Consider the following 15,195-nt stretch of genomic DNA (forward strand, 5'->3'; position numbering starts at 1 on the left):
CAGGATTTATCAGATGGCTGATTAAAGCCGTATTCAGGTTCATGTAAGTGCAGGGTGTCCGTTAGCGCCGTTGTGTTAGACCACTTTGGATACTGGGACTTTTCCTATAATCTTTCTTGCTTAAATAGCAGGCGAAAGCGAAGGAGCTCCTATGGTCACCAAGGATGATGCGTGTTGGATAATCGGCCTTTCCGCAGGTGCGGGCATTGGCGTATATCTTGATGGCGGCTGGGGCGTCGATGCGCTTGTCGGGCGTGAGACCAGGGCTCATAACGACATCGACCTGTTCGTTCAGCGCGGGGATTACCAAAGGTTCGTGGATCTAATTGCTGATGAGGGGTTTTCCGAGGTGGCTGCATCTTTCACCACCGAAGATCACACGGTGTGGCAAGACGAGGCGGGGCGCATCGTCGACCTGCATTGCTTCGATTTCGCCGAGAATGGCGATATTCTGTATCAGGGAGATCGTTTTCCCGGGGAGGTCTTTTCGGGGAGGGGGCGCATCGGCGAGGTGGAGGTGTCGTGCATCGACCCCGAAAGCCAGCTGTTGTTTCACTTGGGCTATCAGCATGACGAGCACGACGTCCACGATGTCATGCTCCTATGCCGTGAGTACGGTTTCGACGTTCCCGAAGAATATCGCTAGCTGTTGCTTTTTGCATCGGGTCACGACTTCAGCGCTTGCCGCAGATGCGCTGCGCCAGACCGCCCTGGACATCACGCCACGCCGTATATGGCCCTCCGCGCACGCGAGTCCCATTTCGCCTGCTTGATCCAGTACTCGTAGAACGGATAGGGGGTCACCTTGTACTGGCGCCAGGTCTTCTCGTACGTGCCGCGGGCCGCCTGCCTCACTATGAGCTCGGCGAGCTCGTCCGCGCTCCTGCGGACCTTGAAGCACCACGTCCACTTGAACCAGGCGAGGTAGTTCTCGAGGCGTCTCGTGGAGACGCCCCGGAACCTGCCGATGAAGTGCCTCATCTGGGAGTGGAGGCTGTTCACCCTGTTGATGGCGTGCTCCTCCCTCTTGCTGGCGATGTGCTCGCCGACGCCGAGGGCGGGCAGGACGCGGCGGTACACGTGCGCACGGTCCGTCGAGATTATCGCGCCGACCGCGAGCTTGTCGGCGAGCAGCTCCCTGGCTGCCGCCTCGTCGAGGCCGCCCCTCCCCGCGATCTCGTAGAAGATGTCGCCGGCGTCGTTGATGCCGGTGAGCACGCATATCTTCTCGTGCCCGTCGGTTCCCTGCGACCTTGCGCGGGGCTTCCTGGGCACGCCGGACTCCGACCTGGAGCGGTTTCCCTTGAAGCTCTCCCTGAAGAAGCACTCGTCGAGCTCGGCCCCGCCGCCGGCCTCCACGCGGAAGGCGGGCATGCGCTTGGCCATGGCCTCGAGCAGCCTGTGGCGCATGAAGAACGCCGTCTTGAGGCACACGCCGCACTTTTCCGCCGACTCGCGCAGCGGGAGCATGTCCACGTGGCACTCCGCGAACCTCATCCAGGCCGACCTGTCGAGCTTGGTGGTGGAGAAGATGCGCATGGTGGCGTCGGTGAAGGTCCTGGCGCACCCTCGGCAGAGGAACCGCTGACGGCCGCGCCCGTCTCGCCCCCTCTTCACGTAATGCGGGGAGCCGCACCAGGGGCAGGCTCTGTCGGGATCGTCTTCCGCCCCCTCGCTTGCCGCGAGGTCGAACAACTCCGCGTCTATCAGCGCCTTGAGCGATCTCAGGGCCCTGCTCTTCTCGGCAGCCGTCATCTGCGGGAGGAACTGCCTCGTCAGCTGGGTGAGCACGTCTTCCATTGCAACCTCCATCTTTCCTGATGATGGAATTGTCGCAATTGGGGGTCCTGCTGCGTGTACTGTGCATAGGACACTTATCCAAAGCGGTCTAACACAACGGTTAGCGCGGACATAGATTGGCCAACGCTCGTTCTAGAATCCCAGTAATGGGCATTGGCCAGCGAATGCAGCGCCCGGTGTTGAGACTCTCGAGTATCAAACAGCTCAAGTCACCGTCAGGCAAAATGCTTCGCTTTACAAATGCCTTAGAATTATCTGGAAAAAGGCATTGGGCGAGGAGATATCAAATTGGGTGATGATCACATGCAGTCGGCTCAAAGAAACACGGAGTGGATTAGCTTCTACGAAGAATTCGCAGACTCGCTCCTTAGGTACATGGGTAATAGAGGAGAGCTAGTAAGCGCAATTCAATCCGTTTTCTCGAAAGCTGGCTTGAAGCTCCCTAAGCTCGAAGCGGAAAACCCTCCTGCTGACATTGACCCCTTCACCGTCATCGGCCTTTTCAACAAGGGCATCACCGACAAGAATCGAAAGACGATCATGGGCGCCTTCGCTGAGGAATTCGGGATGTCTTCCCCCGTACCCGAATCATTCGACGGAGTCCCAGTCCTCAACAACCTTAATGCTACCTTCTACAGGTTCAGAGATGACGCTTCTCGTGGAGAAAACGATATCGACAACCTGTGGACCCTCTTTGGCGCTGCTATTACTTTCGCGGATGCCAAGACCGAGGAGAACAAAGACGTTTTCTCCTCTTCTTTTGATGCCGTTAAGGACCTTAAAGGTAACCGCTGGAAGCTCACGATGGGCCTCTACTGGATCCGTCCCTATTCCTTCCTAAACCTCGACAGCCGAAACCGCTGGTTTATCGACGAGATGTCTGGTTTCCCCGAGGACATCAGGGCAGAGGTCAAGGCTCTTCGAGAAGTTCCCCAGGCAAGCGAATACCTGTCCATTTGCGACCGCATTGCAGCAACGTTCGCTGATGGTGACTACTGCTTCTCCGACTTCCCCTCGCTTTCCCATGAGGCATGGATTGTCTCCGAAAAGGTTAATGAGGAAAACAGGAAGGCGGCCAGCGATGATGTCGCCACCGATGAGGTTCTCACCGATGTAAGGGGAACGCACTACTGGCTATACTCACCTGGCTCAGGGGCGTTTCTTTGGGACGAGCTCAGGGATCGCGGAGAAATCGCCATCGGCTGGGAGCAGATCGGGGACTTGTCCGCCTATGCGAGCAAGGAAGCCATGAAGCAGGCCATGAAGGAAAAGATCGACCCTTCCAAGCCTTACAAGAACGCCGCCCACGCGACCTGGCAATTCGCGAACGAGATGAAGCCTGGCGATATTGTCTACGCCAAGCGCGGAATCTCCGAGGTCATCGGCAGGGGTATTGTCACCTCAGACTACCGCTATGTGCCGTCCTTGGGAAAAGACAGGTCCAATGTCAGATCCGTTGAATGGACCCACGTTGGAACCTGGGAGCATCCGGGTCAAGCAGCAATCAAGACCCTTACGGACATTACTCCCTACAAGGATTACGTTGAAAAGATGGAAGGCCTCTTCTCCTCTTACGAGTCCGAGGAAGAGGCGCCCGAATCGGCCTATCCCGCATATACGAAAGACGAGTTCCTCGACGACGTGTTTATGAGCGAGGAAGATTATGAGGAGCTCTCCTTCCTTACCCGTACGAAGAAGAACGTGATCATCCAGGGCGCGCCTGGTGTCGGGAAGACATACTGCGCAAAGCGATTGGCGTTCTCCCTCATGGGTCAGAAAGACGCATCAAGGGTCATGATGGTGCAATTCCATCAAAGTTATTCCTACGAGGACTTCATCGAAGGTTACCGACCTTCCGGCAGTGGGTTCGAGCTGAGAAAAGGACCGTTCTACCGGTTCTGCAAAAAAGCAGAGGTCGACAGCGATAATGAGTATTTCCTCATCATCGACGAGATTAACAGGGGCAACCTTAGCAAAATTTTCGGCGAGCTCTTCATGCTCATTGAAGCCGACAAGCGAGGTGTTGGCTTAAATCTGTTGTACTCGGACGAAGAGTTCTTTGTTCCGAAAAACGTCCGAATCATCGGCATGATGAACACCGCCGACAGAAGCTTGGCGATGTTGGACTACGCCCTTCGCAGGCGATTCGCATTCTTCGACATCCGTCCTGGATTCGATTCAGATGGCTTTGGGGCATATGCGGACAATCTGGACAGCAGGCAATTTGATGCGCTGATCGCAACCGTCAAGGCTCTTAATGCTGAAATCGCCGAGGACGAAACTCTAGGAGAGGGCTTCTGCATTGGCCATAGCTATTTCTGCAATATCCCGAACGGAAAAGCGGATTCCGCACGCCTCAGCACGATCGTCAACTACGAGCTTGTCCCGCTCTTGCGCGAATATTGGTACGACGAACCGGGCAAGGTCAAGGAATGGACTCAGCGCCTGAGGGCTGCCGTGAGCTAAACGATGATCCCGGTCAAGAACATCTACTACATGCTGTCCTACGCCTTCTCCGCACTCAGGAGCAAGGGTTACGCCAGTATGTATCTTTACATTACCTTCTGAAACATATGGCGCACCTTGTCCAGGCGGCTGTTTGGACGGCGGGGCTGGATGACCGGCTGACCGACAGCGGCCTGATATCCTTTCAGCTCTGTAAGGCATACGCTCCGCCCGTTGGTGTAAAAGGCCAGATCAGTACGGTATGCCTGTATACAGCGGGCGGGAATCTCGCCAGTAAAGACAACTTCATCCTTTTTTACCTGGGCCGTTTCGATGGTGGCACAGTATTTCGGTGCATCATGATAAGCCCTGGAAAGATATTCCCGGGGCGCATAGAGGGTGAAGGAGAGATAAGGTTCCAGCAGTTGCGTCCCTGATTCCTTCAATGCCTGTTCCAATACAATCGGGGCCAATGAGCGGAAGTCCGCCGGCGTGCTGACCGGACTGTAATAAAGCCCGTATTCAAAGCAAATCTTACAGTCCGTTACGTTCCAGCCGAACAAGCCCTGCTCCAGCCCGTAACGGATACCATCCCTGACAGCGTTTTGAAAACTCTGGTTCAAGTATCCCAGCGAAACCCGGCTCTCGTATTGTACACCGGAGCCAAGCGGGAGTGGTGTAACAGACAGTCCGATGGATGCCCAAAACGGGTTGGGCGGCACCTCGATATGGATGGTGTGGCTGGCTGCTTTGAGCGGCCGCTCCATATAAATGACGGTGGGTTCCTTTACCACTGTTTCAAGCTTGTATTTTTCCGACAGCAAAGCGGAAACAACCTCCAACTGCACCCGGCCCAAAAAAGAAAGAATGATCTCATGGGTGATGGAATCCACCTCGCAGCGCAAAAGCGGGTCAGTATCCGCAAGTTGCGTAAGAGCGTCCAGCAGCCGTTCTCTTTGCGCTGCCGTTTTCGGCGCAATCGACGTCCGCAGCATGGGGAGGGGGTCCTCGCGCCACCTTTTACGAGGGAGCCGGGTTGGGTCCCCTAATACATCGTTTAACCTCACGCTGTCGCTGGGAAGGATAACAATTTCACCCGGATAAGCGGTGTCTGTCCGAACAATTTCCCCTTTGGATGGAATACGCATCTCTGTGATTTTCAGCTTTTCTCTCCCGGCCAGGGCCACCGTATCCCGCAGGCGCAGCGTTCCGCTGTATAACCGTAGATAGACACGCCGCTGGCCGCAATCGGTGTACTCCACCTTGAAAACGCTGCCGCATAGGGCGGCGCTCCCCTGTTCCCCAATCGGTTGGAACAGCCCTGTCACCGCATCCATCAACGGTTGAATGCCAAGGCCATTTTTGGCGCTGCCATGATAGACTGGGAACAGGGAGGCGTCTTGAACCCGCTGCTGTTCCTCCCGCGCAAGTTTTTCCCGGCTGATTGGTTCTCCTGCGATATACTTTTCCAATAATTCATCGTTATTTTCGATGACCGCATCCCATGCTTCTATGTCGGTATTTTCCTCCAGGACTATTTCCGGGGACAGCGACACCGTCTGCTTGATGATAATATCGGCGGAGAGCTTATCCCGAACAGACTGAACCACGCTCTGCAAATCAACGCCAGCCTGGTCGATCTTGTTGATAAAGATAACGGTGGGAATGTTCATTTTCCGCAGGGCATGGAACAGAATACGGGTCTGGGCCTGCACGCCATCTTTAGCGGAGATCACCAAGATGGCCCCATCTAAAACAGCCAAAGAGCGGTACACCTCCGCCAAAAAATCCATGTGGCCGGGCGTATCCACAATGTTGACTTTACATCTGTGCCACTGGAAGGAAGTGACTGCCGCTTGAATGGTAATCCCACGCTGCCGCTCCAAAAACATGGTGTCCGTCCTCGTTGTCCCTTTTTCGACGCTCCCCGGTTCTGAAATGGCTCCGCTGGCATATAGCAGGCTCTCCGTCAAGGTCGTCTTTCCAGCGTCTACATGGGCAAGAATTCCAATATTGATTATTTTCATGTGATTGTCCTCCCTTTACAGCCCCAAAGGGCATAAAAATCCCCAGCAGTAAAATACTTTTACCACTGGGGATGATAATTTGCGGACATACACATATACAGCATACACCTGTTTGTGAGTGCTGTTTTTGGGGATATGTCAAAATTGATAAGGCAAAAGTATTCTTAAATTGGGTACAAAAAACTAAGCCCCTACAAAAGGTACTATCATAATCCTTTGTTCCCACTATTTGATTATAGTTTTATTTAAGAATACCTTGCCGCATATTTTTTACTCCTTTTCTGGACTTGAATTATTATATCACATCAGTTTTAGGAAAACAAGTATCTAAAAGAAATTTTTCTTCCCCTTATATGTAACAATCATACCGGCTTCCTAACGTTCAGAATGTTTTCTGCTGTCTGCTGCGGTGTTTGGTTGGAATTGTCCAGCCAAAAGCCGATCCGTGGTGTTGTCTGCATTTTACTAAATACAAATTCAATGTATACAGAAAGATATAAGGAGTGGGAGGGATTCCGCCGTAGTTGGCATTGTAGGAAAATCCAAAAGTTTAGATTTTCCCACAATGCTTATCTTTTGGTCTTTGGTTCGGAATAGTGTAGTGCTGGCGGTCTATCTCTTGTTTTCGGTTGCTTGCTTCCTTACCGTACATGAGCATTCCCTCCGGGGCTCATGTCGGTTCATCATCCGCAGCTAGCCTTCGTATGGCGCGCAGCTCACGAGCAAGGGCGTTGCTCGCCGCCATCAGGTTGATTGTCGAGAAGTCGTCTTGAAAGATGGTCAGGTATCCCAGCTCTTCCATTCGCATCAGCGATGCAGCTGCGGCTGTAATGCTGATCGGCGTATGGTCCAGCAGCATCTCGAAGGGAACGCCGAGCACCCATGCTATAGCCTCCGCATCTTTCAGACTGGGGCTTCGATCACCGAGCTCGTAGCTCCTGTAGGCCGACTCCGTCAGTCCGGAGCAGGTCGCTACCGAGCGCTGGGTTAAGCCCAATCTGGAACGCAAGCCCTTGAGGGCTTCCTGATCAACGGCTACCCGATCCTCAGGCTGCATCGTCATGCTCCTCCTCGAGTGCCAAATCGTCCCACCCGTCGTCACTCATCGAGCCAACCCTGATGCAGCAATAGCACACTAGAGCGCAGAGACCCATGACCATGCCGGCTGCGAAGAATGCTGCGTGAATCATGATTCGGCCTCCATCGCATAGACGACTGTCCTCGAGTTGCTCGTCTCGTACGAGCACGTGACGAAGGCGAATACCTGTCTGCCGGAACGGTATCCGTCAAGCACGACCTCGCTCTCCGCCTCCTCTGCGGCCATGTACTCTTCCAGCTCCCCCTGATCGCCGAAACTCAGGCGCACGTTCTTCTTGTTGGCGTTGATGACGTTGACGAGCACAGGCTCGAGATGCAGGGTTTGTTCAGGCGTGTACAAGATGATTTCAGCATGTTCCTCAGCAAAAGGCCTGCTGCTGTAACCCGCCAGCGGGGCGAACATCGTCCCGTCCGACATGTGGTGCCCGTAGATCATGACTAGGGGGCTTTCCAGACCCTCCTCGCAGCCGTTGGCAACGTAGGGAGTGCCCCATGCGGAGTATCGCCCCTCTGCATCGTGGAATAGGTAGAATCCCGGGTCCTCGGTAAATCCCCTGACAACCGGATAGTCGATGGTGGTGCCAGGCACGTAGACCCATGCGATTACGCTGTCCGGGAGCGAACCCCAGTCGATGACTCTGTCCTGGCCTTCCTCATCTGGATCCGTGATTGCGCGTTGGTAGGTCGGGGAGGGGTTCTGCTCTACCCCGCCCTGCCCCAACACGAACATGGCGACTCCTGCCACAATCGCCAGGCACGAGAGTGCGACAAGCACTTTCCTTGTTCCGTTCTTCATATGCAGAGAAAAAGGGCTGCGAGGCGCAATGGCCTCGCAGCCCTCCCGTTTACTCGGTCACCTCCTCATCGGGCTCAGATTCGCCAGCATCCCCCTTCTTGCGACGGCCCATGAGCGCAAGTGCCGCTGCGCCCGCACCGGCGAGGACTGCACCTACGAGCGCCAAAATGCCGATGGTGCTGACGGGTGTGGTTGCTCCGGTCTTGTCGTAAGGGGTCTTGGGAACCTCAGGTGTGTCAGGGTTGTCGACGACGACGCTCTGTCCCGCGTCGTTGATGTCCTGATGGGCCGCCGCAAGGTTACCCTCGGCGGTCAGGCACTCCTCGAATGCGACAAGGTTGTTGCCTTCGTTGAGCGAAGATGCATCGAACTCGAAGGTTACGTCAACGGTGCCGTTAGCCTTCTCTGCTACGAACTCAGCGGAAGTCACGACAGGGTTCCCTTCTGCGTCAGTGAGCGCCTCGCCGGTGGACTTCACCATCAGCGTGCCGTGGACGGTGTAGGTATCGCCCGCGACGAGGCCCTTGTACTCGACGGTGTCGATGAGCTTCACCTTGCCGGTGACGATGATCTGGTCGCCGTCGGCGGCATCGGTGAGCTTGGTGCCGATCTCGGCCACGGTCACGGTCTGGCCCTCGTCGGAAGGATCCTCGTGGGATGCGAGCTGGACGTCTGCCGCGAAAAGCTTCTCGAAGACTACCAGGCTCTTGCCGCCAAGGCCGGTGCCGTCGAAGGCGATCTCCACTGCCTGGGTGCCATCGGCCTCATCAGGGGTGAAGGTAGCGCTGCCGGTCACCTGCCTCTCTATCAGGCCGTCCTTGACCATGACGGGCTCCCCGGTCTCGGCGTCGACCAGGGCCGCCTCAAGCGTGTACTCGGTGCCGGGGACGAGGCCCTCGTAGGCCACCTCGTCGACCACGGTGATCTCGGTTCCGGTCACCAGCTTGTCGCCGTCGGCCTTGTCGGCGGCGGTGGTGCGGATGTCGAGGAAGTGCACGGTCTGGTCCTCGTCATCGATATCGGCATGCACGGCGACCTCGATGCCGTCGGAGGTCATGGACTCGAAGGCGACGATGTCCTCGCCCGCGAGCAGGCTGGAGTCGAAGGTGAACTCGAGCTGGACCTCGCCGGCCTCCTGCCTAGGCTTGAAGGTCTTGGTGGCGGTGATGGCGTTGCCATCCGCATCGAGCAGGGCCTCTCCGGTGGATTTCACCATCAGGGTGCCGGTGACGGTGTACTCGGTGCCGTCGTTCTTGAGGTTCTCGTACCAGACGGTGTCGACCAGGGTGGTCTCGGCGGAAGCCTGTGCCACGTGGTCGCCGTCGGCCTTGTCGGTCTCCTCGGTCTGGATCTTCGGGCCCTCCTTGTCGTCGAGGCTCATCCACACGGGCTTGGCCACGGTGGAGTCGCGCTCGATCACGAAGGTCTTGGTCACCAGGTCGTAGCCCTCGTTGGAGTCGCTGCGGAGCTCTTCCAGGAGGTACTTGCCGTAAGGGAGTGCGGAGAGGCCGTCATCGACGGCGGCGTTGGAGCCGTCCTCGCCAAGGGAGAACCATACGCCGGCCTTAGGATCCATGTCGGCTGCCTTGATGCTCTCCGAGGAGAGCAGGCCGTCGTTGCCGTTGGTGTTGTCGCTGTGCCTGTTCCAGGAGGAGGCCGTGGAGACGTTGCCGTTGCGGTCGGTCACGAGGACGTGGGACTCGCCGGTGGAGACGTTGGTCACCTTGAAGGCCACCTGCAGGGATGCGTTGGTGTCCTCTGCCATCTTCACGATCTCCAAGTCGTTGCGGACCACCTGGTCGGAGAACTCCAGGGGCCTCTCGTACCTGTCGCCTGCGACCAGCACGCCCTCTGCCCTCACCTGGAAGGTGCGGGGCCTGCCGTCGGTGAGCAGGTAGGAGTCGTTGGTCTTGGTCTCCTGGATGGTGTAGGTGCCGTAGGGAAGCGCGTCGGCAGCGGTCTGGGCGGTGTATGCCCCCATCTCGTCGTTCCATGCGGTCGCGATGGTCTCGATGACGTCGCCGGGCTCGTACCAGCTCCCGTCGACGAGGACCTTGCGCTCGGATGCGTTGGCGATGGTGAACTCGATGCCGGAAAGAGTGGAGCCGGTAGTCAAGGTGTCATGGGAGTTGCCGCCCAGGGCCTCGGAGGCTCCCAGCTCGACGTCGGACTTCGTCACCTGCACGCCGCCGCGGATGACGTCGTCTGCGCAGGGGCTGGATGTGAGGTCGACGACCTGTCCGTCAGAATTGATTTCGGCTTTAACGGACCAGTCGGACACGAGGTAGCCCTCGGGGGCCTCGGACTCGACCACGGTGTACGTGCCGCAAGGCAGCACGTTGGAGGTGGTCTTGGCGATATACGCGCCGGCGTCGCCGTCCCAATACCCGGTGATGGTCTTCACCACCTCGCCGCTTGCGTAGTAACGGCCGTCGACGAGGGCGTACTTGCCGGAGGAGTTGACGATGTCGTACTTAGCGCCGCCAAGCGTCGCATCGCCCTGGGGCTCGGCCCCTGCCTGGGAGTCAACCTTGGCCACCTTGAGGCCTCCCTTGTCCCAGGTGAAGCTCATGAGCACCTGGGTGCCAGGGCCCGTGTGGATGCAGAAGGCCTCGAAGCCCGTGGACACCTTGCCCTTGTTCGCCTTGATGGACTTCCAGGTTTTGCCAAGCAGCTCGCTGCGTGCCCAGTCCTCGAAGTCGCCGTTGGTGCCGAAGACGGCATCGGCCTTGGAACCCTGGTAGGCATAGGCCAGGATCACGTGGCTTGCGGCCTTGTACTTGTCGGCGCTCCACCCGCTGCCGTCGTACCAGGAGTCGGGGAACATGGATGCGTCGAAGCCGGGCGCGCCGTAGCTGAACCACATGGCCGCGATGAGGTCGGCGTCGCTCACGCCGCTCTTGCTGTAGGTGCCGGGAGCAGGGGTGCTGGCCTGGGGATCCGCACAGTACGCGACCTCGCCGTCGGCATACATATGGGTCGTGGAATAGCCCGCATACGGGATGTCGTCGCCGATGGTGACGTTGACGCTGCCTGCCGCGAATGCATTCATGGGCGTGGCTACGCACACGCTCAATGCGAGGGCCATGCTCATGACGACCCTGATGATCTTGGAGGATACGATTCTCTCCGTAGTCTTCGCTTTCATCATGCGCCTCCTAGAACGGGATGTCTTCTCGGCTCATGGACGAGCGGCCTGTGTTGCCTGCGAGCTCGCGGGAGCCTTCGCGGGCGCCCTTCGCCCTCTCGGAGAGCGATGCGAGGTAACGCTCCCTGCCTGAGTCGAGCGCCTCCTTGAGCTGGCCCGGCATGACCTTCACGGTGTTCTTGACGGGGCGTCCCGACTCATCGGTCACGGGGTTGCCGTCCGGGTCCATGACGGTGCGCTTGAGCCAGACCTCCTTGTCGGCCAGCAGCGGGATGTCCCTGAAGTCCTCGCCCTTGAAGCGCGACTCGTTCACGAACAGGGGGCTGAACTGGTAGAAGCTCAGATCCATGCCGTCCATCACCGTGTCGCGGGGCAGGGTCACGGAGTTGAACTTGCCCATCTGGCCCGTCTTCTTGTCGAAGTACTCGATTCCCTCCCTCACGAAGCTCTTGTGCACGGTGATGTAAACGTTCTTCTTGTCTTCCATGCGTGTTTCTCCTTTGCTTGTCTATTTGCCGGGCAATGTGGAAGTCCCGGCTCGTCTTCGATCGTCAACCCTTGCCGCATCTCAAGGGCATCACCTCCCTCCGCCTAAGGCCGTGCCTAGAAGCCGCTCACGATGTCTCGGGCCCAGGCTCCGCTTCGGACCAGGGACAGGACCAGCAGCACGCACATGGCCAGGTATTGGAGCGCGTACGTCAGGCCGCTCGCGATGGTGTCCACCGGCGTGCCCGTGCCGGGGTTGACGCTCACGATTCCCCCCAGCACGACTGGGAAGGAGATGAGCAGGACCAGGATGATCAGGCCCGCCACGCACACGGCGAGGAAGCTCTTGAGGTAGCCGATGCCGATCTGCCTGGTGTGCTCGAACCCCAGGAAGGCAAGCGGGATCGGGCTGAAGGCCGCCATGATGTAGAGCTGGATGGCTCGCGCCCAGCAGACGACGAGGGCGACGATGTAGGCCACCAGCACCACAAGCCAGCTGATGAGGGAGACGACGAGCATTGCCATGAGGGCCGACACGTCGTCCTCGGTGGTGACGATGGAGACCTCGGCGAGGCTCATGGCCCCGCCCGTTCCGAAGAGTCCCTCTACCCTGTCGACCGCAAGTCCGATGACCTCGTAGATCGCGGCCATGATGTCGAAGCTGTTCTGGATGAGGAACAGGAACACGGCGAAGAACACGAGCAGGAACACGACCTCCTTGACGCCCGGCATGCTCTGGTTGCCGTCCATGCGCTGGGAGATCTCGATGAGCTTCAAGGTGAACACCAGGCCGAGGACGCCGCATCCGATGGGGAGTATCGCCACCTGCCAGGTGCCCCTGGCGATGTCGTACATGGAGACGTCGCTCGAGCTCTGGAGCATCGAGGAGAAGGGGGCGTCGAGGATTCCCTCGTATCCGATCGAGCCGAGGACGCTCACCTGCGCGTGGAACATCCAGTTGCTCCATTCGCGGAGAAGGTCGCAGAGCCACGAGTTGATGTCGTCGGCGATCGACGCGTAGGCGTTCTGGCATGGCACGAGCGTGAGGACCAGGAAGGCCAGGGCGATGACGAAGGCGAGCTTGAACTCCCTCTGCCCCGCTATGCGCTTGACCGCCGCGATCATAGGGCGCTCAGCTCTTTGGTGGTCTGGTCGTAGCGGAGCTGGACCAGGGTGCTGGCTCCGTCGTTGAGCGTGAACGAGGTCGTCACGGTCTTGCCGTTGCAGTCGATGTAGACCTCGCCGTCCCATGCCGCGGACGTTGCGTAGGGAGAGCGCTTTGACGCCCAGGCCGAAAGCGCGTTGGAGATGCTCTCGTCGTCTGATTCGAGGAGCTCGTTGAGCTTGTCCGAATGCGCAGAGAGGGTGATCTTGGCGTCTGGCGCCGCGTCAAGGGTGTAGGTGGTCGAGAGCGCGAAGGCGTCGCAGGTGATGGAGACCTCCTCGGTCGACGCATCGATCCTCATCACGCCTTGGGCGGGGGCGTCCCTCGGGGTTTTCGTCGTGGTCACATTGACGGAGATCCCGCCAGCGTCCGATCGCTCGGAGACGACCTCGTAGTAGGTCACCGAGGTAGAGTCGCCCTCGCGTTCGATGACAACCCCGTCGGCGATGGTCATCGTCTTCGAGCCGCCGTCGGCGCTCCAGGCTGTTCCAAGGTAGCTCTTGATGCTGTCGGCATCGGCCTTCTGGGCTGATTCCTTTTCCTGCCCGGTTGCCGGGTCCTCCGAGGGCTGCATGGCGCAGCGGGCAACCCCCGAGCCCGCGAGCAGCACCAGCGCTCCGATTGCGCACGCCAGCATGAGTCTCTTCTTGTTCATTGGGCTTGCTCCTTTCGTCATACCTTGCGCAGCGCGCAGGTGAAGTAGTTGATTCCCGTTCCTATGCAGCACACGGCTCCGGTATGGGGCTCGTGGATGTACTTGTTCTCTCCTATGTAGATGGCCACGTGCCCCGGCTTGTAGAGGATGTCTCCTGGCTGCGCTTGGGACAGGGGGATGTGCGTGAGCTCGCTGTACTGGCTCTCCGTGTAATGGCTGATGGCGATCCCGGCCTGCCTGTAGCAGTATTGGGTGAGTCCGCTGCAGTCCAGGCCCCTGCCGGGAGTCGAACCGCCCCATACGTATGGGACGCCGAGCTGGCTGTAAGCGGCCGCCACGATAGTGTTCGCGTTCGCCCTCGAGCTCTTGAGGTCCTCGACCGTCATGGTGTCGAACCTTCTCAGGCCGTAGGTGTCCATCACGGACTTGAGGCTCTCGACATAGGTCGAGCTCGTGGCCCAGCCCGCATCCTTCAGGCCCTCCGCCATGAGGTCCGAGTCATGCTTCTCCATGGCCTCGCGGATGGTTGCGTTGTTCGCATACGTTTCGGCTTGAAGGAAGACCCTGCTCCTGAACTTGATGCAGTCGACGTCGGACTTGAACACCGTGAAGTACGCGGTGATCGCCGTGTGGACGCCGGCCGTGTACTCCTCGCTGGTCACCCAGGCGCTCTTCCCTGCGACCTCGGGGCAGCCCGCGAAGCTCCCCGCCCACTTCATGCCGAAGAGGTTGTGGTCTCGCGTCGCAAGCCTGCTCATGGTGTTGCCTTGGCCGCTCTCCACGATGATCTGCGCGAGGGTGCAGCCGGCGGGATGCCCGTACTTCTCCTGGCATTCGAGCGCGGCCTCGACCATCTCGTAGGTGATGTAGGGCGGCAGGCCATCTAGCGATTGCTTGTTCGCCTCGTTTTCCCAGAAGCCGAACAGGGCGCTGACGAGGTTGCTGACGATCAGGACGCCGATGACGAAGGCGGCGATGGCCGCGAGCGATCCGAGCGCGATTGAGGCACCGGCCCCGCCTGCTGCGCCGATCGCAGCGGCGCCGGAGGACGAGGCTGCGGCCTGGGAGGCCGCAGCCGCGGATTGGGCCGCCGCGGCCCTGGACGCCTCCGCCGTCGCCGCGGCAGACGTTGCGCTGGCGCCCTGCTTTGCGCCCAGCGCGGTGGCGGACTTGGACCCAGCCCTTCTGGCTGCCCTTCTCGAGGCGATACGCCCCTTGATCGCCTTGGCGGATCGATGGGCGTCGTAGGCCTTGGAGCTTCCTTCGAGCTCCTCGCTGTCGTCGAGCTCGTCGACGGCCATCCTCGCAAGCATCTCCTTGGCAGCTGCCGCCTTGGCCATGCCGCTCTTCCCGGCTGCGGACTCGGCGATAGCTGTCTCTTCCGCCTTCGAGGCGAAGGTGCGCCTATGCCCTCTCGCTTGCCCCGTCGTGCGTTCCACGGCTTCCCTGATGCCCGCTGCGCTCTTCCTCTCGGTGAGGGTCGATAGCATCTGGGCCTCGTCGTCGGTGATGGTGCCGGTGTTCGCCAGGGTGACCTTCTCGCTGATGACGAGGTCGGCCATGGAAGCTCCGTCG

11 protein-coding genes are annotated in these 15,195 nt (G+C 58.8%); 2 read left to right on the forward strand and 9 right to left on the reverse strand.

Going from position 1 to position 15,195, the window contains the following annotated elements; all coding sequences use genetic code 11:
* The first annotated feature begins 151 nt into the window (after positions 1 to 151).
* Entirely contained in the window at positions 152 to 646 is a 495-nt protein-coding gene (locus JI75_RS04225; RefSeq protein ID WP_039689008.1) for a nucleotidyltransferase domain-containing protein, read from the forward strand.
* A gap of 71 nt (positions 647 to 717) precedes the next feature.
* On the opposite strand, the gene JI75_RS04230 is transcribed toward JI75_RS04225, so the two are convergent.
* Positions 718 to 1,800: an IS1595 family transposase gene (locus JI75_RS04230; RefSeq protein WP_052241584.1), complete on the reverse strand. Its 1,083-nt coding sequence runs from the start codon at positions 1,798 to 1,800 to the stop codon at positions 718 to 720.
* Between the two features lie 288 nt (positions 1,801 to 2,088).
* Here JI75_RS04230 and JI75_RS04235 point away from each other — a divergent pair, with 288 nt between their 5' ends.
* Positions 2,089 to 4,266 carry an AAA family ATPase gene (locus tag JI75_RS04235; RefSeq protein ID WP_205911735.1) on the forward strand — a complete coding sequence of 726 codons (2,178 nt, stop codon included), beginning with the start codon at positions 2,089 to 2,091 and terminating at the stop codon, positions 4,264 to 4,266.
* An 86-nt stretch (positions 4,267 to 4,352) separates the two neighbouring features.
* Here the strand turns inward: JI75_RS04235 and tet(W) are convergent, their stop codons facing one another.
* The 8 genes from tet(W) to JI75_RS04275 form a co-directional block, all read right to left on the reverse strand.
* Positions 4,353 to 6,272, reverse strand: a complete 1,920-nt coding sequence (gene tet(W), locus JI75_RS04240) for a tetracycline resistance ribosomal protection protein Tet(W) (RefSeq protein WP_039689012.1) — start codon at positions 6,270 to 6,272, stop codon at positions 4,353 to 4,355.
* A 670-nt stretch (positions 6,273 to 6,942) separates the two neighbouring features.
* Positions 6,943 to 7,335, reverse strand: coding sequence for a helix-turn-helix transcriptional regulator (locus tag JI75_RS08750; RefSeq protein WP_082019746.1), 393 nt, complete (start codon positions 7,333 to 7,335; stop codon positions 6,943 to 6,945).
* 123 nt (positions 7,336 to 7,458) lie between these two features.
* Positions 7,459 to 8,166: a class B sortase gene (locus JI75_RS04250; protein WP_039689014.1), complete on the reverse strand. Its 708-nt coding sequence runs from the start codon at positions 8,164 to 8,166 to the stop codon at positions 7,459 to 7,461.
* Positions 8,167 to 8,215: 49 nt separating this feature from the next.
* Entirely contained in the window at positions 8,216 to 11,317 is a 3,102-nt protein-coding gene (locus JI75_RS04255; RefSeq protein WP_240993224.1) for a VaFE repeat-containing surface-anchored protein, read from the reverse strand.
* A gap of 7 nt (positions 11,318 to 11,324) precedes the next feature.
* On the reverse strand, positions 11,325 to 11,801 hold the full coding sequence (locus JI75_RS04260; RefSeq protein ID WP_039689017.1) for a hypothetical protein: 477 nt from the start codon (positions 11,799 to 11,801) through the stop codon (positions 11,325 to 11,327).
* A gap of 116 nt (positions 11,802 to 11,917) precedes the next feature.
* A complete protein-coding gene (locus JI75_RS04265; RefSeq protein WP_039689019.1) occupies positions 11,918 to 12,925 on the reverse strand; it encodes a VirB6/TrbL-like conjugal transfer protein, CD1112 family in 1,008 nt (335 codons plus the stop codon).
* Entirely contained in the window at positions 12,922 to 13,620 is a 699-nt protein-coding gene (locus JI75_RS04270) for a hypothetical protein (RefSeq protein ID WP_039689021.1), read from the reverse strand. Before JI75_RS04270 ends, JI75_RS04265 begins: the two co-directional genes overlap by 4 nt.
* A gap of 17 nt (positions 13,621 to 13,637) precedes the next feature.
* The gene (locus JI75_RS04275) at positions 13,638 to 15,182 is read right to left on the reverse strand and encodes an NlpC/P60 family protein (RefSeq protein ID WP_082019747.1); all 1,545 of its coding nucleotides are present in this window, start codon (positions 15,180 to 15,182) and stop codon (positions 13,638 to 13,640) included.
* Positions 15,183 to 15,195 lie beyond the last annotated feature (13 nt).

Source organism: Berryella intestinalis (genome assembly GCF_000814825.1).
GTDB classification, from domain to species: Bacteria; Actinomycetota; Coriobacteriia; order Coriobacteriales; family Eggerthellaceae; genus Berryella; species Berryella intestinalis.

What these genes read in the sequence shown, in the direction of transcription:
- JI75_RS04225 (WP_039689008.1), top strand. Translation starts at nt 152, where the DNA reads ATGGTCACCAAGGATGATGCGTGTTGGATAATCGGCCTTTCCGCAGGT.
- JI75_RS04230 (WP_052241584.1), bottom strand. Translation starts at nt 1,800, where the DNA reads ATGGAAGACGTGCTCACCCAGCTGACGAGGCAGTTCCTCCCGCAGATG.
- JI75_RS08750 (WP_082019746.1), bottom strand. Translation starts at nt 7,335, where the DNA reads ATGACGATGCAGCCTGAGGATCGGGTAGCCGTTGATCAGGAAGCCCTC.
- JI75_RS04250 (WP_039689014.1), bottom strand. Translation starts at nt 8,166, where the DNA reads ATGAAGAACGGAACAAGGAAAGTGCTTGTCGCACTCTCGTGCCTGGCG.
- JI75_RS04255 (WP_240993224.1), bottom strand. Translation starts at nt 11,317, where the DNA reads ATGATGAAAGCGAAGACTACGGAGAGAATCGTATCCTCCAAGATCATC.
- JI75_RS04260 (WP_039689017.1), bottom strand. Translation starts at nt 11,801, where the DNA reads ATGGAAGACAAGAAGAACGTTTACATCACCGTGCACAAGAGCTTCGTG.
- JI75_RS04265 (WP_039689019.1), bottom strand. Translation starts at nt 12,925, where the DNA reads ATGATCGCGGCGGTCAAGCGCATAGCGGGGCAGAGGGAGTTCAAGCTC.
- JI75_RS04270 (WP_039689021.1), bottom strand. Translation starts at nt 13,620, where the DNA reads ATGAACAAGAAGAGACTCATGCTGGCGTGCGCAATCGGAGCGCTGGTG.
- JI75_RS04275 (WP_082019747.1), bottom strand. Translation starts at nt 15,182, where the DNA reads ATGGCCGACCTCGTCATCAGCGAGAAGGTCACCCTGGCGAACACCGGC.